The sequence below is a fragment of the Stenotrophomonas sp. YJH_SMC_138 genome (assembly GCF_059369855.1).
The window spans coordinates 1-21,132 of the sequence record NZ_JCAFTB010000013.1 but is presented as its reverse complement, the minus strand read 5'-3'; the positions used below and the strand labels follow the sequence as shown (position 1 = coordinate 21,132).

Sequence of the window (21,132 nt, the reverse complement as noted above, 5' to 3'; positions counted from 1 at the left end):
CGGGGATTCTACCGCGCCCGGCCGTCAGGCCCTGTAACGCCCCGCCTTTGCAGCGTCGAGCGTGCTCGACGGGCACTCCCCGCTCCGGTAGGTGCCAACCTTGGTTGGCACGTCTGTAGTCGAGCATGGCTCGACGCCACAAAAAGCACCTTGCCGCCCGCTCACGCCGGCGCTAGCGTGCGACGGCCCCATCGGAATCCTGCCCATGACCCTGCCTGACTCCCGTAGACGCTTCCTGCAGCTGGCCGGTGCCAGCCTTGCCGTCGCCGGCAGCGGCCTGCCGCTGCGTGGCCAGGCCCAATCCGCGGCCACCGTCGGTGCGGCCCCTGCCGAAGGCGCGGTACTCCTGAACTTCAACGAATGCCCCTACGGCCCCTCCCCCGCTGCCCAGCAGGCGGCGCGCGACAGCATCGCCAGCTGCGGCCGCTACCGCTTCGCCCTGGCGGCACAGGTACGCGATGCCTTCATCGAGCAGGCCCGTATCCCGGCCGACCATGTGCGCCTCTATCCGGGCTCCAGCGAACCGTTGAACCGCGCCGCCACGTTGTGGACCGGCCCGCAGGCGGGACTGGTGGTGGCCGACCCCACCTTCGAGACCCTGGGCGAGGTCGCTGCCGCACATGGTGCACACGTGCAGAAGGTGCCGCTGCGCAATGACGGCGCACACGACCTGCGTGCGATGGTCGCAGCCGCGCATGCGCGCCCGACCGGGCTGCTGTACGTGTGCAATCCGAACAACCCGACCGGTTCGATCAGCCCACCGGATGAGCTCGCCTGGCTGCTGGCCCACAAGCCTGCTTCCACCCGCGTGCTGGTCGACGAGGCCTACCTGCAATACAGCGAGCAGCCCAGCCTGATCGCGCAGGTGGCGCAGCGCGACGATCTGATCGTGCTGCGTACCTTCTCCAAGCTGTACGGCATGGCCGGCCTGCGCCTGGGCCTGGCGGCCGCACATCCCGAGCGTCTGCGCGAGCTGGCCAGCCCCGGCGACAACCCGCTACCGGTGCCCGCGCTGGCGGCGGCGCTGGCCAGCCTGCAGGATCCGCAGCTGATTCCGCAGCGTCGCCTGCAGAACGCCAAGGTGCGCCAGGCCACCATCGCATGGCTGGGCAAGCGTGGTTTCAGCTGCCTGCCGTCGGAAGCGAACTGCTTCGTGGTCGACGTGCAACGCGACGGCAGCACGTTCGCCAAGGCGATGGCCGACAACGGTGTGGTGATCGGGCGCAGCTGGCCGATCTGGCCGCAGCACGTGCGCGTGACCGTCGGCAGCGAGGACGAGATGGCCGCGTTCCGCCGCACGTTTGCCAAGGTGGCCGGCGTACCGGCGTAGACCCCATCCACGCAGGGCGTGGATCTACTGTTGTGGGTGCCGACAGTTGGTCGGGGTGGGTGCCGACCGTTGGTCGGCACGCCATGGCGCTCACCAGCGCGGGGTCTTGGTCAGCGGCGGCGCCTGGTGCTGGCGGTCGTAGGCGCGCAGCTCGTCACGGATGTGCGCGATGCGCTGGCGACCCAGGGCGTTGCGGCTGTCATCCAGCACCACGCCATCCAGCAGTTCGGCCATGCGCTGCACCGTCGGCAGCATCTTCTCCCAGGCATCCAGCGCGGTCAGCGGCGCCGGCAGGGTCAGGAAGAAGGCGATGGCCGGGGTTTCCATGGCACGGATGTTGGCCATGTCGAAGCTGCCTGGCTTCATGATGCTGGCCATCGAGAAGATCGGCCCGCGCTCGGGATGGCCTTCCACCAGACGGTGGAACACGTTCATGTGGCCGAACACCAGGCCGGTCTTCTCCGCCGCTACCACGATGTCTTCGCCGCGCAGCTGCTCGCCGGCCCGGGCGGCCACGAACAGCGAAACGATCTTGTCGAAATCCTGGGTGGCGCGCTTGCCGAGATCGCTGGCGCCCGGGTCGGTATCGCCCAGGCCGAGTTCGGCCTGTTCGCCTTCCGTGCCCATGCCCGGTTCGACGCGGCCATCGGCCACGACAACGCCGTCCTCGCCCAATACCGGTTCGCGGCGCTCGCCGCTGGCCGGTTCCGCGCTTTCCACGCGGCGTCCCTGGGGCTTCTTCTTCGGACGGCCAAACAGGAAGATCGCGGCGATCAACAGCAGGCCGGCGGCCAGGATGCCGATGCGCAACAGTGCCGTGTCGGACATTCGATAGGTTCTCCGGCTAGTTCATTCAGGTAACTAGGATGGCACGTCAGGCCGCGCCCGCCAATCGCGCGGCTTCTTCCAGGTCCACGCTGACCAGGCGGCTGACGCCCGGTTCGCGCATGGTCACGCCCGAGAGCTGGTGCGCGGCCTCCATCGTCGCCTTGTTGTGGCTGACGAACAGGAACTGCACCTTCTCGCTCATTTCCTTGACCATGTTGGCCAACCGGCCGACGTTGGCTTCGTCCAGCGGCGCGTCCACCTCGTCCAGCAGGCAGAACGGCGCGGGGTTCAGCTGGAAGATGGCGAACACCAGCGCCACTGCCGTCATCGCCTTCTCGCCGCCGGACAGCAGCGAGATGCTGGACACGCGCTTGCCCGGCGGGCGCGCCATGATGGTCACACCGGTGTCGAGCAGGTCTTCACCGGTCAGCTCCAGGTAGGCGTGGCCGCCACCGAACAGGCGCGGGTACAGCGCCTGCACGCCAGCATTGACGCGGTCGAAGGTGTCCTTGAAACGGCCGCGGGTCTCGCGGTCGATCTTGCGGATGGCATCCTCGAGGGTTTCCAGCGCCGTAGTCAGGTCGGTGTGCTGCGAATCCAGGTAATCCGAGCGCTGCGAAGCCTCGCCGTACTCGTGGATGGCCGCAAGGTTGACCGGCTCCAGCCGGCGCATGCGTGCGTCGATCTGATGCACGGCCTGCTCCCAGTCGCCCAGGCGCGCATCCTCGGGGAGTGCGTTGAGCACGTCCTGCAGCACGAAGCCGGCCTTTTCCACCGCCGCCTGCAGGGTGTCCGCGCTGAGCACCAGTGCCTGCTGGTCCAGCTTGCGCTGCGAAATACGCTCGCGCTGGGCCAGCGCCTGTTCGTCACGCTGGTGACGGGTCTGCTCGTAATTGCGCAGCTCGGCGTCGATGCCGTCCAGTAGCGTCCGCGCCTCGGTCAGCACGCGATCGGCGCGCACGCGCTCTTCCAGCGCGTTCTGGTGTTCGGCCTGCAGCGCTTCGACCGGCGAATCACCTTCGTCCAGCTGCGAGTGCAGCTCGCCCAGTCGCGAATCCAACTGCCCACGCTGGGTGCCCATGCGCTCCAGCGCCTGGCTCAACGAGGCCAGCTGCGCACGCTGCGATTCCAGGGTCAGGGCCAGCGAATGCGAGCGCTCGCGCACTGCACGGGCAGCATCGCGGGCCAGGTCGCGCGCCTCGGTCAGCTGGCGGCGCTCGCCCTCCAGCCGCTGCCGGGTCGACTCCAGGTCACCCATGCTGCTGACCGCGTTCTCCAACCGCGAGCGCGCTTCGCGCGCCTGCGCGTTGTTGGCTTCAATCGTTTCCTGCAGTTGCTTCAGCTCGCCTTCGATGCGGTCGATGCGCGTGCGTGCAGCCTCTACCTTGCCCTGCTGCCCCTGCAGCTGGCCGGCCAGCTCGGACACCGCGCGGTGGGCCTGGTACAGCGCGCGCTGCGCGTCCTCGCGCTGCTGTTCGGCGGCCTGCAGCTGCTCGCGGAAACCGGCCAGCTGTTCTTCCAGCTCGGCCTCGCGGTCCTGCAGCTGCTCGATCTGCTCGCGCAGCTCGTTGATCTCGCGTTCGCGCAGCAGAGCGCCCTGCTGGGCTGCACCGGAGCGCGACACGCGCAGCCAGCCCTGGCCCAGGCGCTCGCCGCTCTGGGTGATGATCGAATCGCCTTCCGGAAGGCTGGCCTGCAGGGCCTTCGCCTCGGACAGGTCCTTGGCACCATGCAGGTGCGCCAGCAGGCGACGGATCGCCGCCGGGCCACGCACGCGTGCGGCCAGCGACGTCGGTGCAGCCTTGACCTCGGCATCCGCGCTGGCGACCAGCGCAATGTGGCCGTCGCCGAGTTCGCCGAGGGCGTTGACCAGGCTGCCCGGGTCATCGACCAGCACGCCTTCGATCAGCTGGCCGAGCGCACTTTCCACCGCGTTTTCCCAACCGGCATCGACGTCCAGGCGTTCGCCGACACGTGCCGCCGAATCCAGCCCGCGCGCCTTCAGCCACGCGACGGCCGCGCCCTGCTCCTGGCCCAGCGCGGCCTGCTGCAGGGTTTCCAGCGAGGCCAGGCGACCGCGCAGGCCGTTGGCCTGCTTGCGCAGTTCGGCCAGTTCGTTCTGGCCATTGCGCTGCTGTTCCTGCACGGCCGCCACGCCCTGCTTGCGCAGCTCGACGTCTTCGCTCAGTTCATCCAGCGCGGCCTTCTGCGTGTCGTGCTGCAGGTGCAGCTGCTCGAAGGCTTCTTCCAGCGCGTCCACGTCCAGCCCGGCGCGCTCGGCGGCCAGGGCCTCGCGACGCCGGTCGGCGTCGAGGATCTGCTTGTCCAGGTAGTCCACGCGCGTGCGCTCGACATCACCGGCGCGCGACGCCTCCGAACTCTGCGAGGTGTGCTGCTCCCAGCGCTGCTGCCAACTGGCCAGCCGGTCTTCGGCCTCGCGCAGGCTTTCCTGCTTGATCTCGTTCTCTTCCTGCAGCGCTTCCAGCTGCGGGGTGGCGGCCTCCACTGCCTCGCGCAGCACCCTCAGTTTGGCCTCGTCGCCGCTGATGTGCTGGCCCAGTTCGGCCAGGGCCTGCTGGGTTTCATCGCGCGCCTTGTGCAGGCGCTGCGACAGCTCGCGCTGGTGCTGGATCTGCTGTTCCAGGCGCGCCAGCGTGCTGCCGACCTGGTAGACCGCGGCCTGCGCGGTGTTGAGCGCGTCGGCGGCCTCTTCGCGCCGCGCGCGCGAGGTCTCGATGCGGGCCTCGGCATCACGCTGGTCGGCGATCAGCTGCTGCAGCTTGGTCTCTTCCTGCGACAGGCCTTCGCGCAGCTTCGACAGGCGTCCGTCGAGACCACGGAATTCCAGCGCCTTCCACTCGGCATCCTTGACCCGGCGCTCTTCCTGCAGGGCCTGGTACTGCTCGGCCTGCCTGGCCTGGCGCTTGAGGTGTTCGAGCTGCTTGCTGATCTCGTCGCGCAGGTCGCCCAGCCGGTCCAGGTTCTCGCGGGTGTGGCGGATGCGGGTCTCGGTCTCCTTGCGGCGCTCCTTGTACTTGGAGATGCCGGCTGCCTCTTCCAGGTACACGCGCAGGTCTTCCGGGCGCGCCTCGATGATCTGGCTGATCATGCCCTGCTCGATGATCGAGTAGCTGCGCGGGCCCAGGCCGGTGCCGAGGAACAGGTCGGTGATGTCGCGACGGCGGCACTTGGTGCCGTTGAGGTAATAGTTGCTGGTGCCGTCGCGGCTGACCGTGCGCTTGACCGAGATTTCGTTGAACGAGGCGTATTCGCCGGAGATCGTGTGGTCGGAGTTGTCGAAGATCAGCTCGACGGTAGCCTGCGAGACCGGCTTGCGGGCATTGGACCCGGAGAAGATCACGTCGGTCAGCGAGTCGCCACGCAGGCGGCTGGCCGAACTCTCGCCCATGACCCAGCGCACGGCATCGATGATGTTCGACTTGCCGCAGCCATTGGGGCCCACCACGCCGGTCATGTTGGTCGGCAGGTGCAGGGTGGTCGGATCGACGAACGACTTGAAGCCGGACAGCTTGATCGTGGAAAGACGCATGGCGTGATTGGGTTCCAACAGGCGCCCAGAGGGCGTCCGTATTGTGGATGTCAGGTCAGCCAGCACCTCAAGCCATTGATTTCAAAAGAATTCAATGAAGCCAAGGGTGACACAATGGAATGAGTATAACGGCGCGAATGTTCCACGGGCGGGATGACCGGCTCGGAGCGCGCTTGAAATGCGCCCAGATGTCGCTTTGCGCGTGGCGCGACGGACTTTCAAGCCACCGATCAAATCGCAAGTCATTGATATTTATTGATTGTTGGACCGAAGCACAGCCCTGCACATCAGAAGCCATGCAGGATGGGGGGATGCATCGACCGCTTTTATTTACCCACGCCGACGACGCGATGGCCGCTCCCGTGCTCGGCGGGACCGCTTGGCTGGATGCTCGTACCCCTTGGCCAACCAGCATCCATGGACACGCACTGCTTCACCTGGCCAGTTTTCCAGCCGCATTCATTCGAAGCCACGTCGCCGGACTGTACATCGCGCATGGGCTGAGCATTTCGGTGTTCACGCCATATATCACCTCGGGCGAGCAGAGATTCGAAGAAGCCATGGACCAGGGCGGTCGCGTGGTCGTTCACTGGTCTGGGAATGAACCAAGAGACTCTCCCTGCGCGCCGATTGGGCCACTCCGCATTTGTGCCGGGATGGCGCTGAGGGAGGGCGAAACACCTCACGGAACTTCGAAAATTGGTGGACGGCCCTACTGGCTGCAGGATGACGAATCGGGAGACCAGGCGTTCGTCCTTCAGTTCGACGACTTCGATCTTGATAAGGCAGCCCCGACACATCAAGGAATCCTGATCGGCGGGATGGGCTATCTGTTGCTTGATCGCAACATTCCTTCACCTTCGATGGACTGCGGTCGATTTGTCATCCAAACCACTTGAGAGACAGGCCAAGTCAGTTGCTCGACCTCGGCCGGCCATGACTCATCAGACCGGACAAGAACAGGTCATCGCTGGCTCGGCCCTCAACGCCATCGGACTCATCCATGTATAGAGAACTTGTATTCGAAAATCATGGCCAAGCTCCGGGATGCGCTTTCTTGGGAGGCGCCCCATACCTGCCCCCCGATACTCCTTGGCCTTGCGACGCCAAGGGGAAGCCAATGCTTCATCTTGCGAGCCTACCTGCTCCCTTTATTCAAACACACAACCCGAAGATCGCAATCAGAGCTCACCTCTGCGTGTCGATCTTCACGCCTTATGACGTTCTTGATGATGCCTACATCGAAACCGCTCTACTGACTGGCGGACGTGTCATCGCTTACGCGCCCCACGAACCCGGCGCAGACAGCGCAGCGCCCCCTTTTGACCCACGCCTGATCACCACTGCCACAGCCTCCATCCCGGATGACGTCGAGAACGGAATCGCCAAGATTGGCGGAATTCCCGCTTGGCTTCAGGACGATTGCACTGATGGACGGGAATTCATCCTCCAGATCAACGGCTCCCGATTGAACCGGGCAGCACCCACCCACCGAGGAATTCTGGTCGGCGGAATGGGTTATCTGTTGCTTGATCGCAACATTCCTTCACCTTCGATGGACTGCGGTCGATTCGTCATCCAGACCACTTGAGAGCCGCCCATGCAGATACAGATCAGCGGCCAGTATGGCGATTCGCCGTCAGACGCCCTTTTTGCCCCGCTCCAGAGACAACTGAATATCTGCTTCGAGCGTCATGTGAAGGGGAACTATCTTCGATCCATCACCAAATTCGGAATCGTTCTTCGGGTCTCCGGGACGATCTGGACATTCGAACCGGATGGACCAGACCGCTTGATGCTGTTTCTCAAAAGGCAGCTGCTGACCATGGATATGGTCTACGCCTGCCAGCCTTGGAAAACCGTCGACAGGAACGCCCTCGTGTCCGTTGTTTCTGCAGATATGGCGACCTGTATCGGCATGATGATCGAACGGGCACATCGCGCAGGAGAACTTCTGCAACCCGATCAACTACGGATGGACGTTGCCAATGCGCTTGCAGATTTCGAACGCCAATTCCTGGGTGAGGCTGTCTAGCAGGCAGTGGTGCAGGACGGCTGGCAAGTCGAGCATGGCTCGACTCTACATGTCCGACATTCGCCCAAAACAAAACGGGCACCCTTGCGGGCGCCCGTTCTGCGGTGATGCCAGGCCTTGCGGCGTGGGATCAGGCTTCGGCGACGACGACGACCTTGACGGTGGTCTCGACGTCGGCGTGCAGGTGGATCAGCACGTCGTATTCGCCGATGTTGCGGAAGGCGCCTTCGCCCAGGATGACTTCGCTCTTGCTGACCGGCAGGCCGGCAGCGGTGAAGGCATCGGCGATTTCGCGGGCGCCGACCGAGCCGTACAGCTTGCCTTCGGTCGAAGCGTTGGCCGGGATGGTCACGCTCGCGCCGTCCAGCTTGGCCTTGCGGGCGTCAGCGTCGGCGTGGATGGCCTGGGCCTTGGCTTCGTATTCGGCGCGCTTGGCTTCGAACTCGGCCTTGTTGCTCTCGGTGGCCGGAACGGCCTTGCCCTGCGGCACGAGGAAGTTACGGCCGTAGCCCGGCTTCACGTCGACCAGGTCGCCCAGGTTGCCGAGGTTGGTGACTTTCTGCAGGAGGATCAGCTGCATGGTATTGCTCCAGATGAGTTATTCGTTAGCGAGGCGATGCCCCGCAACAAAGGCTGTCCGAATAGCTGGCACAGCGGGGGCGGCACCGGGCCGCCCCGCCGGGCATCAGACGTCGTGGTTGTCGGTGTACGGGATCAGGGCCAGGAAGCGAGCGCGCTTGACGGCGGTCGCCAGCTGGCGCTGGTACTTCGACTTGGTACCGGTGACGCGGCTCGGCACGATCTTGCCGTTCTCGGTCAGGTACTGGCGCAGGGTGTTGAGATCCTTGTAGTCGATCTCCTTCACACCTTCAGCCGTGAACTTGCAGAACTTGCGGCGACGGAAGAACTTGGACATGGGAAGGCTCCTTAGGCGGCGGAAGCGGCGTCGTCGCCGGCTTCGTTGTCAGCGGTGGTGGTGGACTCGCCTTCTTCGTCGTCACGACGACGGCGCTCACCGCGCTCCGGCTTGTCACCCTTCTCGTCCTTGCTCTTCATGATCAGCGACTGCTCGGTGTCAGCCTCGTCACGCTTGATGACCAGGTTGCGCAGCACGGCGTCGTTGAAGCGGAAGCTTTCGGTCAGTTCGTTCAGAACGGCCTGGTCGGCTTCGATGTTCATCAGCACGTAGTGGGCCTTCACCAGGTTCTGGATCGGGTACGCCAGCTGGCGGCGGCCCCAGTCTTCCAGACGGTGGATGGTGCCGTTGCCGTTCTCGACCAGCGACTTGTAGCGCTCGATCATGGCCGGGACCTGCTCGCTCTGGTCCGGGTGGACCATGAACACGATTTCGTAATGACGACTCATGTTTTTTCTACCTTTCGGATGTGGCCTTGCGGCCGGACAGCCCCCCGCCGTTGAGACCGCGGTGGGGCAAGGATTCCCGCCGGGAAGGCAGGAAGCCGCGCATTATGCGGCAAGCGGCGCCACCGGGCAACCGGGCGCAAACCGGGCAACCTGAACGGGAGCGCCGGCCCATGTCCGGCACGTGCTCATTCCAGATCGACGTGAAGACGATGCTGGCCGCATTCCAGGCATTGGAACAGGCAACCGACCATCATCCCGTCCCGGCTCAGATGCTCCAGCACCCAGTCGGCGTCGCGCGGATTGACCGCCGCCACGTCCGGCCGGACCTGGTCGAGGATCGGCAGCAGATCGTCGCTGCCGGCGTAGCCGAGGAAGGCGCAGGGCCGTTCGCAATGGCTCAACCAGACCGATTGCTGCCAGGAGGAGTAGCCCGGGGTGCGCTCGCAGACCTCCAGCAGCAGCTCACGGGCGATGGTCGGCGGCGGATCGGCCGGATCCGGGGATACCCCCTCGATATCGCTCCAGCCGGTGAACTCGCCCTCGTAACTGGCCGCAGCCCTGCCATCGGCGATACACCAGGGGCACAGGTAATCCGGGCGCAGGCGGGTGTAGAACGGTCCGCGATAGCGCAGTGCGCGCGCCTGGCCGCAGCAGTCACAGATCCCCTCGACCTCTTCGAAGGAGAGCTCGTAGGCGTTGGGGTGATAGGTGAAAAGCGGTCGTTCCATCCGTGGGGTCCCTGCCGAGCCCAGCGTGCCGACCAAGGTCGGCGCCCACCAGAGCGCGGTCAGCGCCGGGCCATGCCCGGTGGCCGGCCCTCAGGCCTTGTCGGCGTCGGTGGTGAAGCTCTCGCCGCAGCCACACTCGGCGGTGGCGTTCGGGTTGCTGAACGTGAAGGTCTCGCTCAGGCCGTGCTTGCCGAAGTCGATCACGGTGCCGTCCACCAGGGCCAGGCTCTTGGCGTCGACGTAGATCTTCACGCCCTCCTGCTCGAACACCGTGTCGCCCTCGCGCTCTTCGCGGGCCAGGTCGGTCACGTGACCCCAGCCGGAGCAGCCGGTCTTGGTCACGCCGAAACGCAGGCCCAGCGCGCCGGGGGTCTGGGCGACGAAGCGCTGCACGCGCTCGAAGGCAATGGGGGTCAGGCTGACGGCCATGGGACTACTCCAGAGGTACGGGGACATTATAAGGAGCCGTTGCCACGAAAAATGCCTCGCAAGCAGAACGCTGCAACCGGTAAACTCCCGTGTTCACAGATCGAGTCGATCAGCAGAGGATTCAAGTCATGACGGTGGTCAGCGTTGAACATGCGCTTGCCGGGAAGATCCCGGAAGGCGGCGAAGTCACGGTACGCGGATGGGTGCGCACGGTGCGCGGTTCAGCGAATCTGGCCTTCGTGAATGTGAGCGACGGCTCCTGCTTCGCCCCGATCCAGGTCGTGGCCGGCGACAGCCTGGCCAACTTCGATGAGATCAAGCGCCTGACCAGCGGCTGCTCGGTCATCGCCACCGGCACGCTGGTGAAGTCGCAGGGCAAGGGCCAGTCGTTCGAGATCCAGGCCAGCACGCTGGACGTGGTCGGCTGGGTCGAAGACCCGCTCACCTACCCGATCCAGCCCAAGCCGATGTCACCGGAGTTCCTGCGCGAAGTGGCGCACCTGCGTCCGCGCACCAACCTGTTCGGCGCGGTCACCCGCATCCGCAACTGCCTGGCCCAGGCCGTGCACCGCTTCTTCCACGAGAACGGCTTCAACTGGATCAGCACCCCGATCATCACCACCTCCGACGCCGAAGGCGCCGGGCAGATGTTCCGTGTGTCCACCCTGGACATGGTGAACCTGCCGCGTGACGAGAAGGGCGCGATCGATTTCAGCCGCGACTTCTTCGGCAAGGAAACCTTCCTGACCGTGTCCGGCCAGCTGAACGTCGAGGCTTACTGCCTGGCGCTGAGCAAGGTCTACACCTTCGGCCCGACCTTCCGCGCCGAGAACAGCCACACCACCCGCCACCTGGCGGAGTTCTGGATGATCGAGCCGGAAATCGCCTTCGCCGACCTGGCCGAAGACGCGCGCCTGGCCGAAGAGTTCCTGAAGTACCTGTTCCGCGCAGTGCTGAACGAACGCAGCGACGACCTGGCCTTCATTGCCGAGCGCGTGGACAAGAACGCGATCACCAAGCTGGAAGACTTCATCAACGCACCGTTCGAGCGCATCGACTACACCGACGCGGTCAGCCTGCTGCAGAAGTCCGGCAGGAAGTTCGACTTCCCGGTCGAATGGGGCCTGGACCTGCAGACCGAGCACGAGCGCTGGCTGACCGAGGAACACGTCGGCCGCCCGGTGGTGGTGACCAACTATCCGGAGCACATCAAGGCCTTCTACATGCGCCTGAACGACGACGGCAAGACCGTTGCCGCGATGGACGTGCTGGCCCCGGGCATCGGCGAGATCATCGGCGGCAGCCAGCGCGAAGAGCGCCTGGACGTGCTGGACGCGCGCATGGCCCAGTTCGGCCTGGATCGCGAGCACTACAGCTGGTACCGCGATTTCCGCCGCTATGGTTCGGTGCCGCACGCCGGCTTCGGCCTGGGCTTCGAACGCCTGGTGGTATACGTCTGCGGGCTGTCCAACATCCGCGATGCGATCCCGTACCCGCGTGCGCCGGGCAGCGCGGACTTCTAAGCCCCACACGACCACGGAGGTACCGCCCCCATGACCCTGTTCTTCGCCCTCTGTTTCGTCGGCGTTGCAGTGGCCGGGTTCAGTGCCTTCGTGATCTTCTGGCCGCTGACCCTGGTGCACGTGCGCGACCGCCATCCGGCGCTCGCCGCGCGCTTCGGCAGCGGCGCCTTCCTCAAGCCCGATGCCCTGGCCTGGCTGCTGCGACGCGACTATCGGCAGCAACCGGACCGCTCGCTGTCCGGGCTGGCGACACCGGCCTGGGTATCGCTGCTGACCCTGCTGGCCGGACTGGGCATGGCCGCCCTGCTCTGGCTGGCCTCGCTCTGGTAATACGCTCATGAATGACATCACCGCCTCGCGCGACAGCTGGTGGCTGGCCAGCCTCGGCAACACCCTCATCTGGGCGCGCCTGCGCGTTCGCCCGGCCGGCACTGCCGAAGTGCTCGACAGCGATGGCAACACGCTGAGCTACGACAGCGAAGACACCGCCCGTTCGCAGTTGTTCGACGCCGAGTTCGTCGAGTACGACGGCCTGGACGAGGAGGACGCACTGGTGCGCGGCTTCAGCCTGCACGAAGTGCAGCCGCCGCAGGCCGACAGCGACGAGGGCCTGCGTGGCCGCATGATCCAGTCACTCGGCGGGCGCGCCTGACCCCTGCATGTTCACCCCGCGCGCCTTCACCGAGACCGACCTGCACTGGCTGGACCGCCTGCTGGCGCGCGACCCGTTCGTTACCGTGCTCACCCCCGGCAGCGATGGCCTGCCGGAGCTGACCCGGATGCCGGTGCTGTACCGGCGTGACGGCGACCAGATCGAACTGCGCGGCCACTGGGCCCGCGCCAACCCGCAGTCGCGCCACAGCGGCGCGGCCAAGGTGCTGGTCGATGGACCGCACGGTTACGTCTCCGCCAGCTGGTATCCGGACAAGGAGCCCGCCGCGCGGGTACCGACCTGGAACTACGCTGCTGCCGAGCTGCGTGGCCAGCTGCAGACCTTCGACGATGCCGGCGCGCTGGCGGAGCTGGTCGGCGCGATCAGCGACCGCTTCGAAGCCAGCGTCGGCCAGGCTTGGCAGTTCGATGCCACGCGTGCCGAACATGGCCCGGAGCTGCGCGCCATCGTCGGCTTCCGTTTCCAGGTCGAACATGTGCAGATGAAGCTCAAGCTGAGCCAGAACCATCCCGACGCCAACCAGCGTGCGGTGATCGCCGAACTGGAACAGCTGGGCACCCCCTCTTCCACCGAGTTGGCGCAGTGGATGCGCTGGCACCGCGAACAGGCCGCCCGCAGCGACTGAACGCCGCAGATTCCCGCGACGACGCAGCCGGACGGCTGAGGCGCGCCCCCACCCGACGCCAGGGACCCGAACATGAAAGACATCCACAAGCTGCTGCAGAACAACCGCGACTGGGCCGACCGGATCGAGAAGGAAGACCCCGAGTTCTTCCACCAGCTGGCCAAGCAGCAGCACCCGGAATACCTGTGGATCGGCTGCTCCGATTCGCGCGTGCCGGCCAACCAGATCATCGGCATGGCCCCGGGCGAAGTGTTCGTGCACCGCAACGTCGCCAACGTGGTCGCGCACACCGACCTGAACTGCCTGAGCGTGGTGCAGTACGCGGTGGACCAGCTGAAGGTGAAACACATCCTGATCGTTGGCCACTACGGCTGCGGCGGTGTGCATGCCTGCCTGCACAACACCCGCGTCGGCCTGGCCGACAACTGGCTGCGCCACGTCGGTGACGTGATGCAGAAGCACACCGGCATCCTCGATGCGATCGAGACCGATGAGCTCAAGCACGCGCGCCTGTGCGAACTGAACGTGATCGAGCAGGTGGCCAACCTGTGCCGCTCGACCATCGTGCAGGATGCGTGGGCCCGCGGCCAGAAGCTGATGGTGCATGGCTGGGTCTACAGCCTGAAGGACGGACGCGTGCGCGAGATGGGCATCGACGTCGGTTCGCAGGAAGAGCTGCAGCCTGCATATGAAAAGGCCCTGTCCTACATCCCGCGCAAGGGCAAGCGCGACTGATCCCTTACGGATGACCATCATGCTCGCTTCGCCGATCAACCTGCACGCCTGGATCGAAGAGAACCGCCACCTGCTGAAGCCGCCGGTGGGCAACAAGATGATCGACAACGGCGATTTCATCGTGATGGTGGTCGGCGGGCCGAATTCGCGCACCGACTATCACTACGACGAAGGCCCCGAGTGGTTCTACCAGCTCGAAGGCGAGATGGTGCTGAAGGTGCAGGAAGACGGCGCGGTGCGCGACATCCCGATCCGCGCCGGCGAGATCTTCCTGCTGCCGGCAAAGGTTCCGCACTCGCCGCGGCGCCCGCCCGGTGGCGTCGGCCTGGTGGTCGAGCGCAAGCGCCTGCCGCACGAGATGGACGGCGTGATCTGGCACTGCGAGCGCTGCAACCACAAGCTGCACGAAGAGTTCTTCCCGCTGCAGAACATCGAGACCGACCTGCCCAAGGTGTTTGCGCGCTACCACGCCAGCCTGGAGCTGCGTACCTGCAGCCAGTGCGGGCACGTGGATCCGCTGCCCGCGCCGGCGGTGGGCTGAACGGTCGCCGGGCATGGCCCTTGTAGAGCCGAGCCCATGCTCGGCTGCCGGGCCGCGAAGCCGAGCATGGGCTCGGCTCTACAGTTCAACCGGCGCGCAGGCGTTCAGGGCGTCGGTCCCACCATCCCAAGCGCTACACTGGCGGTCCCGTTGCAGCCTGTTGCCCGACCATGTCCGACCTGCTCAGCCGCACCCACGCCATCGCCTTGGACGCCGCCGATCCGCTGCGCCCGCTGCGCAGTGAATTCCTGATTCCGCGCCATGAGGGCGGCGAGCAGACCTACTTCGTGGGCAACTCGCTGGGCCTGCAGCCGCGCGGCGCGCAGGCAGCGGTGCAGGAAGTGATGAAGCAGTGGGGCGAACTGGCGGTGGAAGGCCACTTCACCGGCCCGACGCAGTGGCTGTCCTACCACCGCCTGGTGAGCGCGCAGCTGGCCCGCGTGGTTGGCGCGCTGGCCAGCGAAGTGGTGGCGATGAACACGCTGAGCGTAAACCTGCACCTGATGATGGTCAGCTTCTACCGGCCGACCACGCAGCGCCCGGTGATCCTGATGGAAGCCGGCGCGTTCCCGACCGATCGCCACGCGGTGGAAGCCCAGATCCGCTTCCATGGCTTCGACCCGGCCGAGTGCCTGGTGGAAGTGCAGCCGGACGAAGCCAACGGCACGATTTCACTGAACGCCATCGAGCGCGCCATGACCGAACACGGCCCGCGCCTGGCGCTGGTGCTGTGGCCTGGCGTGCAGTACCGCACCGGCCAGGCCTTCGACCTCGATGCGATCACCCGCGCCGCCCGCCTGCAGGGCGCACGCATCGGCTTCGACCTGGCGCACTCGGTCGGCAACCTGCCGCTGCGCCTGCATGACGTGGCCCCCGATTTCGCCGTGTGGTGCCATTACAAGTACCTCAACAGCGGCCCGGGCGCAGTGGCTGGCGCCTTCGTGCACGAGCGCCACCACCGCGATACCACCCTGCCGCGCTTTGCTGGCTGGTGGGGCCATGAGGAAGCCACCCGCTTCCAGATGGCGCCGCAGTTCACCCCGGCCATCGGCGCCGAGGGTTGGCAGCTGAGCAATCCACCGATCCTCGGCCTGGCACCGCTGCGCGCCTCGCTGGACCTGTTCGAGCGCGCCGGCATGGAGGCGCTGCGCAGCAAATCGCTGGCGCTCACCGGCATGCTCGAAGCACTGGTGCGCGCACGCCTGCCGCAGGTGCTGGACATCATCACCCCGGCCGATCCGCAGCGCCGCGGCTGCCAGTTGTCGCTGCGCGTGATCGGTGGCCGCGAGCGTGGCCGCGCACTGTTCGAGCACCTGCGCGGCATCGGTGTGCTCGGCGACTGGCGCGAACCCGACGTGATCCGCATCTCGCCCACCCCGCTCTACAACCGCTACCTGGACGTGCACCACTTCGTCGAGGAAGTGGAAGCCTGGGCCGGCCTTTGAGCCGGTCCCTCCCCTGCTGCTGGACAGTTCGTTGATCGCACATGCTTCCCGCTCGTTGAGCATTATCGGTGCCGGCCTGGCCGGGTCCCTGCTGGCCATCCTGCTGTCGCGGCAAGGCTGGCGCATCACCCTGTACGAACGCCGCGGTGATCCGCGCGTGGCTGATTACGAGAGTGGCCGCTCGATCAACCTGGCATTGGCCGAGCGTGGGCGCAATGCGCTGCGCCAGGCGGGTGTGGAGGACGAAGTGATGGCACGCGCGGTGATGATGCGCGGCCGCATGGTGCACCCCCGCGACGGCGAACCGCAGCTGCAGCGCTATGGCCGTGATGACAGCGAAGTGATCTGGTCGATCCACCGCAGCGATCTGAACACCACGTTGCTGGAACTGGCCGAGCAGGCCGGCGCCACCGTGCACTTCCATCGGCGCCTGCACACCGTTGATTTCGACGCCGGTTACGCGCGTTTCATCGATGACCGCGACGACAGCCCGCACGACATCCGCTTCGACACCCTGATCGGTGCCGACGGCGCCGGTTCGGCCCTGCGCGCGGCGATGAACCGCCGTGCCCCGCTGGGCGAGGACATCGCCTTCCTCGACCACTCCTACAAGGAGCTGGAGATCCCACCGGCCGCCGACGGCAGCTTCCGAATCGAGCGCAATGCGCTGCACATCTGGCCACGCGGTCATTACATGTGCATCGCCCTGCCCAACCACGAAGGCACCTTCACCGTCACCCTGTTCCTTCCCAACCAGGGCGATCCCAGCTTCGCCACGGTCAACACCGGCGCGCAGGCCGAGGCGCTGTTCGCGCGGGAGTTCGCCGACACCCTGCCGCTGATCCCGAACCTGCGCGCGGACTGGGAACAGCACCCGCCGGGGCTGCTCGGCACGCTCACCCTGGAGCGCTGGCACCAGCACGGTCGCGCCGTACTGATCGGTGATGCCGCGCATGCGATGGTGCCGTTCCACGGCCAGGGCATGAACTGCGCGTTCGAGGACTGCGTTGCGCTGGCCCGCCACCTGATGGAAGCGGATGACCTGGAAGGCGCGTTCGCCGCGTTCGAAGCCGAGCGCAAGCCGAATGCACGTGCCATCCAGCAGATGGCGCTGGAGAACTACCTGGAGATGCGCGACCGTGTCGCCGATCCTGCGTTCCTGCTGCAGCGCGAACTGGAGCAGGAACTGCAGCGGCGCTGGCCGACCCGCTTCGTGCCGCACTACACGATGGTCACCTTCCTGCACACACCGTACGCCGAGGCGCTGCGCCGCACCGAACTGCAACGCGACATGCTGGTGGCCGCCACCACCGGTCACGATTCACTGGACAACATCGACTGGGCCGCGCTGGAAGCGCAGATCCACGCGCAGCTGCCGGTCCTGGAGGGCGCGCACTGATGGCCGACAGCTTCCTGTTCTACGACCTGGAAACCTTCGGCCAGGACCCGCGGCGCACGCGCATATCGCAGTACGCCGCGATCCGTACCGATGCCGACCTCAACGAGATCGATACGCCGGTCAGCTTCTTCGTGCGCCCGGCCGATGACCTGCTGCCCTCACCGATGGCCACCCTGGTTACCGGCATCACCCCGCAGCAGGCCCTGGCCGAGGGCATCAGCGAGGCCGAGGCCTTCGACCGCATCAACGAACAGCTGTCGCGCCCCGGCACCTGCGCGCTGGGCTATAACACGCTGCGCTTTGACGATGAATTCGTCCGCTACGGGCTGTTCCGCAATTTCCACGACCCGTACGAGCGCGAGTGGCGCAACGGCAATTCGCGCTGGGACCTGCTGGACATGCTGCGCCTGATGCGCGCGATGCGTCCGGACGGCATCAAGTGGCCGCTGCGCGAGGACGGCGCCACCTCGTTCAAGCTCGAGCACCTGGCCGAGGCCAACAACGTGCGCGAGGGCGATGCGCACGAAGCGCTGTCCGACGTACGTGCCACCATCGGCATGGCACGCCTGTTCAAGCAGTCGCAGCCGCGCCTGTGGGAGTACGCGCTGAAGCTACGTGACAAGCGCTTCGTCGGCGGTCTGCTGGACGTGGCCGCGATGAAGCCGGTACTGCACATTTCCATGCGCTACCCGGCCAGTCGCCTGTGCGCGGCGCCAGTACTGCCGCTGGCCGTGCACCCCACCATCAACAACCGGGTGATCGTGTTCGACCTGGAAGGCGAGATCGACGACCTGCTGGAACTGCCGGCCGAGGTGATCGCACAGCGCCTGTACATGCGCGCCAGCGAGCTGCCCGAAGGCGTGGCGCGGGTGCCGCTGAAGGAAGTGCATCTGAACAAGGTGCCAGCGCTGATCGCCTGGAACCACCTGCGCGCCGATGACCACGCGCGCCTCGGCCTGGACGTGGCCGCGATCGAGGCCAAGGTGGAACGGCTGCGCGCGTTCGCCCCGCAGCTGGCCGAGAAGGCGCGCCAGGTCTACAACCAGCCCCGCGTCGCCACCGTGGCCGACGTCGATGCCTCGCTGTACGACGGTTTCCTCGGCAACGGCGACAAACCGCTGCTTGCGCTGGCACGCACCACCGCGCCCGAGCAGCTGGCCGCGCTGGAAGACCGTTTCCGCGACCCGCGCCTGCCGGAGCTGCTGTTCCGCTACCGCGCGCGCAACCACCCCGACAGCCTCGCGCCGGCGGAACGCCAGCGCTGGCAGGATTACCGCCGCCAGCGCCTGCTCGGCGACGGCGGGCTGGGCGAACTCAACCTGCCCCAGTACCGGCAGCAGCTCGATGCACTGGCCGCCGAAGCGCCCGACGATGCGCGGCGCCAGGCCCTGCTGCAATCGCTGCGCGACTGGGGCCAGCACCTGCAGGAGACACTGTGAGCACCTACTTCTCGGACGCCAGTTTCAGGTTCCTGCGCAGCCTGGCGCGGCACAACGACAAGGCCTGGTTCAACGACCACCGCCAGCAGTATGAAGACTACGTACGGCAGCCGTTCCTGCGCCTGCTGGGCGACCTGCAACCGGCCCTGGCCGAGGTCAGCGAACACTTCCGTGCCGATACGCGCGGCGTCGGCGGCTCGCTGTTCCGCATCCACCGCGACGCGCGCTTCTCCAACGACAAGTCACCGTACAAGACCTGGCAGGGCGCACGCCTGTTCCATGAGCGCCGCCGTGAAGTAGCCGCGCCTTCGTTCTACGTGCACCTGCAGCCGGGCGAGAGCTTCGTCGGTGCCGGCCTGTGGCATCCGGAACCGGAAACCCAGCGCCGCGTGCGCCACTTCATCCTCGACAACCCGGGCAGCTGGAAGGCCGCCGCGCACGCACCGGGCCTGCGCAAGCGCTTCGATTTCGAGGAGAGCGAAAAGCTGGTGCGTCCGCCGCGTGGCTTCCCCGCCGACTTCGAGTTCATCGACGACCTCAAGCACCGCAACTGGGTGATGTGGCGCTCGCTGGACGACGCCACCATGACCGGTCCGCGCCTGCTGTCCACGCTGGGCAAGGATCTGGCCGCGCTCGGCCCGTTCGTCGACTACCTGTGCGCGGCGCTGGACCTGGAATTCTGATGCCATTGGCACAGCAACGCCGCACGCTGGGCCGCACCGGCCTGGCGGTTTCGCCGGTGGGCCTGGGCTGTTCCGGCTTCTGGGGGCATCGCCGATTCCCGGAACAATCGGCCGCGAACGTGGTCGAGCATGCACTGGCACAGGGCGTGAACCTGTTGGACACCGGCCACAACTACTCCGGTTTCCACGCCGAGCCGCGGCTGGGCCGCATCCTGCGCACGTTGCTGAAACAATACCCGCGCGACGCGCTGGTGATTTCCAGCAAGGGCGGCACGCTGACCGGCCAGGCCGGCGTCAGCGGCGCCGAGCAACGCAATTTCTCGCCGGCAGCCATCATCGCCAGCTGCGAGGCTTCGCTGCGCAATCTCGGCCTGGATCACCTGGACATCTACCAGTTGCATGGCGCCAGCGAGCACGACATCAACGACGACCTGCTGGCCGCGCTGCAGCGCCTGCGCGAACGCGGGTTGATCCGGCACACCGGCATCAATACCCACTCGGCCTCGACCCTGCGCTGGATGATCGCCCATCCCGACGCCTTCGATGTGGTGCTGCTGGACTACAACGCCCTGCAGCAGGACCGCGAACCGCTGATCGACCAGTTGCAGGCGGTGGGCATCGGCGTGCTGGCCGGGACCGTGCTGGCGCAGGGCCACCTGCTGCCCGCGCGCCCGCGCCTGCCACGGCTGGCCGATGGCTGGTACCTGGCGCGCGCCTGGCTGAAGCCCAGCAGCCGGCAGCTGATGCGCAGTGCCCGCCAGATGCGCCGGGCAGTGGCCGCGATCCGCAGCCAACGCCCGGCCCAGACCGCCTTCGCCTATGCGCTGGGCCATCCCGGCGTGGCCAGCGGCATCCTTGGCACCACCCGCACCCGCAGCCTCGACGAGGTGCTGGCGACGCGGCTGGAAGCGCTGACCCCGGCCGAACGGCAACAGCTGGTCGATGCCTTCGGTGACGGCCGTGGCTCGCCCAGTCATTGAGTCTTCACCCGGCACTGCCGCCATTGCGGCAGTCTGGTCAACATGAAGAAACTCACCGCACTCATTGTGCTGCTAGTCCTGGCCGTCGCCGCCTGGTGGTTCGGCGGCCCCTACATGACCGTCAATGGCCTGTCCAAGGCCATCGAGCAGCGCGACACCGCCCGACTGGAGCGTTACGTCGACTTCCCGCGCGTGCGCAGCAGCCTGCGTGCGCAGCTCAACGACTACCTGGTGCGCCAGGCCGGCCCCGACGTGGCATCCAGCCCGTTCGGCGCCCTGCTCTATGGGCTGGGCGACCAGCTTGGCGGTGCCGCAGTGGAGACCATGGTGACCCCGACCGGGATCGGCGCGATGCTGCAGGGCCACGTGCTGTGGAAGCGTGGCCGCAATGAACTGCAGGGCGGCGATGCCTTCGGTGCGACCGAACCGGCGCGGCCGCTGAAGCATGCCGAGCATCATTTCGAAGCACTGGACCGATTCGTGATCGACGTCGATCGCGGCCCCGGCCAGCCACCGTTGAAGGTGGTGCTGGAGCCGCAGGGCCTGCGCTGGAAGGTGGTGGACCTGCAGCTGGGAATGTCGGGCAGCCCTTGATCGGACCCGTGGCCTGACGGCAGCGCCAACCAAGGTTGGCAACTACCGGGGCATGTGGCTCTGGTAGATGCCCACCTTGGTGGGCATGTCGCTGTGGTAGATGCCCACCTTGGTGGGCATGTGGCTCTGGTAGATGCCCACCTTGGTGGGCATGTGGCTCTGGTAGATGCCCACCTTGGTGGGCATGTGGCTCTGGTAGATGCCCACCTTGGTGGGCATGTGGCTCTGGT

The 21,132-nt window shown here is 66.4% G+C and carries 24 protein-coding genes; 16 read left to right on the top strand and 8 right to left on the bottom strand.

The features are described 5' to 3' along the window. Nucleotides 1-205: 205 nt before the first annotated feature. Nucleotides 206-1,330: a pyridoxal phosphate-dependent aminotransferase gene (locus AC5P7I_RS20215; RefSeq protein ID WP_262087072.1), complete on the top strand. Its 1,125-nt coding sequence runs from the start codon at nt 206-208 to the stop codon at nt 1,328-1,330. A 90-nt stretch (nt 1,331-1,420) separates the two neighbouring features. On the opposite strand, the gene zipA is transcribed toward AC5P7I_RS20215, so the two are convergent. Both zipA and smc read right to left on the bottom strand, forming a co-directional pair. Then, nucleotides 1,421-2,158: a cell division protein ZipA gene (zipA, locus tag AC5P7I_RS20210; RefSeq protein ID WP_014647658.1), complete on the bottom strand. Its 738-nt coding sequence runs from the start codon at nt 2,156-2,158 to the stop codon at nt 1,421-1,423. 46 nt (nt 2,159-2,204) lie between these two features. Continuing rightward, on the bottom strand, nt 2,205-5,708 hold the full coding sequence (gene smc / locus AC5P7I_RS20205; RefSeq protein WP_049408591.1) for a chromosome segregation protein SMC: 3,504 nt from the start codon (nt 5,706-5,708) through the stop codon (nt 2,205-2,207). A 311-nt stretch (nt 5,709-6,019) separates the two neighbouring features. On the opposite strand from smc, the gene AC5P7I_RS20200 reads away from it, so the two are divergent. From AC5P7I_RS20200 to AC5P7I_RS20190, 3 genes are all read left to right on the top strand, one after another. Then, complete coding sequence (locus AC5P7I_RS20200; protein ID WP_262087074.1) at nt 6,020-6,607, top strand: DUF1963 domain-containing protein; 588 nt, start codon at nt 6,020-6,022, stop codon at nt 6,605-6,607. A 299-nt stretch (nt 6,608-6,906) separates the two neighbouring features. Next, nucleotides 6,907-7,299 (top strand): hypothetical protein, encoded by a 393-nt coding sequence (locus AC5P7I_RS20195; RefSeq protein ID WP_262087132.1) that lies wholly within the window; start codon nt 6,907-6,909, stop codon nt 7,297-7,299. Nucleotides 7,300-7,308: 9 nt separating this feature from the next. Further along, a complete protein-coding gene (locus AC5P7I_RS20190) occupies nt 7,309-7,743 on the top strand; it encodes a hypothetical protein (protein WP_262087076.1) in 435 nt (144 codons plus the stop codon). Nucleotides 7,744-7,873: 130 nt separating this feature from the next. Here the strand turns inward: AC5P7I_RS20190 and rplI are convergent, their stop codons facing one another. The 5 genes from rplI to AC5P7I_RS20165 all read right to left on the bottom strand — a co-directional run bounded on the left by rplI (nt 7,874) and on the right by AC5P7I_RS20165 (nt 10,265). Then, nucleotides 7,874-8,323: a 50S ribosomal protein L9 gene (gene rplI / locus AC5P7I_RS20185; RefSeq protein WP_014647660.1), complete on the bottom strand. Its 450-nt coding sequence runs from the start codon at nt 8,321-8,323 to the stop codon at nt 7,874-7,876. A 105-nt stretch (nt 8,324-8,428) separates the two neighbouring features. Next, complete coding sequence (gene rpsR / locus AC5P7I_RS20180) at nt 8,429-8,659, bottom strand: 30S ribosomal protein S18 (protein WP_002804494.1); 231 nt, start codon at nt 8,657-8,659, stop codon at nt 8,429-8,431. 11 nt (nt 8,660-8,670) lie between these two features. Beyond that, complete coding sequence (rpsF, locus tag AC5P7I_RS20175; RefSeq protein WP_006452997.1) at nt 8,671-9,108, bottom strand: 30S ribosomal protein S6; 438 nt, start codon at nt 9,106-9,108, stop codon at nt 8,671-8,673. Between the two features lie 185 nt (nt 9,109-9,293). Further along, a complete protein-coding gene (locus AC5P7I_RS20170; protein ID WP_046431540.1) occupies nt 9,294-9,836 on the bottom strand; it encodes a CbrC family protein in 543 nt (180 codons plus the stop codon). A gap of 90 nt (nt 9,837-9,926) precedes the next feature. Further along, nucleotides 9,927-10,265, bottom strand: a complete 339-nt coding sequence (locus tag AC5P7I_RS20165; RefSeq protein WP_046431542.1) for a HesB/IscA family protein — start codon at nt 10,263-10,265, stop codon at nt 9,927-9,929. Between the two features lie 128 nt (nt 10,266-10,393). Here AC5P7I_RS20165 and asnS point away from each other — a divergent pair, with 128 nt between their 5' ends. The 12 genes from asnS (at nt 10,394) to AC5P7I_RS20105 (ending at nt 20,902) form a co-directional block, all read left to right on the top strand. Continuing rightward, nucleotides 10,394-11,788: an asparagine--tRNA ligase gene (gene asnS / locus AC5P7I_RS20160; RefSeq protein ID WP_111207034.1), complete on the top strand. Its 1,395-nt coding sequence runs from the start codon at nt 10,394-10,396 to the stop codon at nt 11,786-11,788. A gap of 30 nt (nt 11,789-11,818) precedes the next feature. After that, a complete protein-coding gene (locus AC5P7I_RS20155; RefSeq protein ID WP_005410232.1) occupies nt 11,819-12,118 on the top strand; it encodes a hypothetical protein in 300 nt (99 codons plus the stop codon). Between the two features lie 7 nt (nt 12,119-12,125). Further along, entirely contained in the window at nt 12,126-12,440 is a 315-nt protein-coding gene (locus tag AC5P7I_RS20150; protein WP_006453002.1) for a hypothetical protein, read from the top strand. 7 nt (nt 12,441-12,447) lie between these two features. Further along, on the top strand, nt 12,448-13,086 hold the full coding sequence (locus AC5P7I_RS20145; RefSeq protein ID WP_262087082.1) for an FMN-binding negative transcriptional regulator: 639 nt from the start codon (nt 12,448-12,450) through the stop codon (nt 13,084-13,086). Nucleotides 13,087-13,158: 72 nt separating this feature from the next. Then, complete coding sequence (gene can / locus AC5P7I_RS20140; protein ID WP_010480460.1) at nt 13,159-13,821, top strand: carbonate dehydratase; 663 nt, start codon at nt 13,159-13,161, stop codon at nt 13,819-13,821. A gap of 19 nt (nt 13,822-13,840) precedes the next feature. Beyond that, nucleotides 13,841-14,362 carry a 3-hydroxyanthranilate 3,4-dioxygenase gene (locus tag AC5P7I_RS20135; protein ID WP_164161242.1) on the top strand — a complete coding sequence of 174 codons (522 nt, stop codon included), beginning with the start codon at nt 13,841-13,843 and terminating at the stop codon, nt 14,360-14,362. Nucleotides 14,363-14,532: 170 nt separating this feature from the next. Then, on the top strand, nt 14,533-15,807 hold the full coding sequence (gene kynU / locus AC5P7I_RS20130; protein WP_262087090.1) for a kynureninase: 1,275 nt from the start codon (nt 14,533-14,535) through the stop codon (nt 15,805-15,807). A gap of 31 nt (nt 15,808-15,838) precedes the next feature. Beyond that, entirely contained in the window at nt 15,839-17,206 is a 1,368-nt protein-coding gene (locus tag AC5P7I_RS20125) for an FAD-dependent oxidoreductase (protein ID WP_014647668.1), read from the top strand. Beyond that, entirely contained in the window at nt 17,206-18,645 is a 1,440-nt protein-coding gene (sbcB, locus tag AC5P7I_RS20120) for an exodeoxyribonuclease I (protein ID WP_262087093.1), read from the top strand. Before AC5P7I_RS20125 ends, sbcB begins: the two co-directional genes overlap by 1 nt. Then, nucleotides 18,642-19,328, top strand: coding sequence for a DUF2461 domain-containing protein (locus AC5P7I_RS20115; RefSeq protein ID WP_262087095.1), 687 nt, complete (start codon nt 18,642-18,644; stop codon nt 19,326-19,328). Before sbcB ends, AC5P7I_RS20115 begins: the two co-directional genes overlap by 4 nt. Beyond that, nucleotides 19,328-20,308, top strand: a complete 981-nt coding sequence (locus AC5P7I_RS20110; RefSeq protein ID WP_046431551.1) for an aldo/keto reductase — start codon at nt 19,328-19,330, stop codon at nt 20,306-20,308. Before AC5P7I_RS20115 ends, AC5P7I_RS20110 begins: the two co-directional genes overlap by 1 nt. Nucleotides 20,309-20,350: 42 nt before the next feature. Continuing rightward, nucleotides 20,351-20,902 carry a DUF2939 domain-containing protein gene (locus AC5P7I_RS20105; RefSeq protein WP_014647672.1) on the top strand — a complete coding sequence of 184 codons (552 nt, stop codon included), beginning with the start codon at nt 20,351-20,353 and terminating at the stop codon, nt 20,900-20,902. A gap of 42 nt (nt 20,903-20,944) precedes the next feature. On the opposite strand, the gene AC5P7I_RS20100 is transcribed toward AC5P7I_RS20105, so the two are convergent. Beyond that, on the bottom strand, nt 20,945-21,132 hold a 188-nt coding region (locus AC5P7I_RS20100), incomplete at its 5' end, for a hypothetical protein (RefSeq protein WP_495222177.1).

Excerpts from the sequence above, each read along its gene's own strand:
- AC5P7I_RS20150 (WP_006453002.1), top strand. The coding sequence starts at position 12,126 with ATGAATGACATCACCGCCTCGCGCGACAGCTGGTGGCTGGCCAGCCTC.
- rplI (WP_014647660.1), bottom strand. The coding sequence starts at position 8,323 with ATGCAGCTGATCCTCCTGCAGAAAGTCACCAACCTCGGCAACCTGGGC.
- AC5P7I_RS20135 (WP_164161242.1), top strand. The coding sequence starts at position 13,841 with ATGCTCGCTTCGCCGATCAACCTGCACGCCTGGATCGAAGAGAACCGC.
- AC5P7I_RS20190 (WP_262087076.1), top strand. The coding sequence starts at position 7,309 with ATGCAGATACAGATCAGCGGCCAGTATGGCGATTCGCCGTCAGACGCC.
- AC5P7I_RS20105 (WP_014647672.1), top strand. The coding sequence starts at position 20,351 with ATGAAGAAACTCACCGCACTCATTGTGCTGCTAGTCCTGGCCGTCGCC.
- rpsR (WP_002804494.1), bottom strand. The coding sequence starts at position 8,659 with ATGTCCAAGTTCTTCCGTCGCCGCAAGTTCTGCAAGTTCACGGCTGAA.
- AC5P7I_RS20170 (WP_046431540.1), bottom strand. The coding sequence starts at position 9,836 with ATGGAACGACCGCTTTTCACCTATCACCCCAACGCCTACGAGCTCTCC.
- AC5P7I_RS20155 (WP_005410232.1), top strand. The coding sequence starts at position 11,819 with ATGACCCTGTTCTTCGCCCTCTGTTTCGTCGGCGTTGCAGTGGCCGGG.
- can (WP_010480460.1), top strand. The coding sequence starts at position 13,159 with ATGAAAGACATCCACAAGCTGCTGCAGAACAACCGCGACTGGGCCGAC.
- AC5P7I_RS20200 (WP_262087074.1), top strand. The coding sequence starts at position 6,020 with ATGCATCGACCGCTTTTATTTACCCACGCCGACGACGCGATGGCCGCT.
- smc (WP_049408591.1), bottom strand. The coding sequence starts at position 5,708 with ATGCGTCTTTCCACGATCAAGCTGTCCGGCTTCAAGTCGTTCGTCGAT.
- AC5P7I_RS20110 (WP_046431551.1), top strand. The coding sequence starts at position 19,328 with ATGCCATTGGCACAGCAACGCCGCACGCTGGGCCGCACCGGCCTGGCG.
- rpsF (WP_006452997.1), bottom strand. The coding sequence starts at position 9,108 with ATGAGTCGTCATTACGAAATCGTGTTCATGGTCCACCCGGACCAGAGC.
- AC5P7I_RS20145 (WP_262087082.1), top strand. The coding sequence starts at position 12,448 with ATGTTCACCCCGCGCGCCTTCACCGAGACCGACCTGCACTGGCTGGAC.
- kynU (WP_262087090.1), top strand. The coding sequence starts at position 14,533 with ATGTCCGACCTGCTCAGCCGCACCCACGCCATCGCCTTGGACGCCGCC.
- sbcB (WP_262087093.1), top strand. The coding sequence starts at position 17,206 with ATGGCCGACAGCTTCCTGTTCTACGACCTGGAAACCTTCGGCCAGGAC.
- AC5P7I_RS20215 (WP_262087072.1), top strand. The coding sequence starts at position 206 with ATGACCCTGCCTGACTCCCGTAGACGCTTCCTGCAGCTGGCCGGTGCC.
- asnS (WP_111207034.1), top strand. The coding sequence starts at position 10,394 with ATGACGGTGGTCAGCGTTGAACATGCGCTTGCCGGGAAGATCCCGGAA.
- AC5P7I_RS20165 (WP_046431542.1), bottom strand. The coding sequence starts at position 10,265 with ATGGCCGTCAGCCTGACCCCCATTGCCTTCGAGCGCGTGCAGCGCTTC.
- zipA (WP_014647658.1), bottom strand. The coding sequence starts at position 2,158 with ATGTCCGACACGGCACTGTTGCGCATCGGCATCCTGGCCGCCGGCCTG.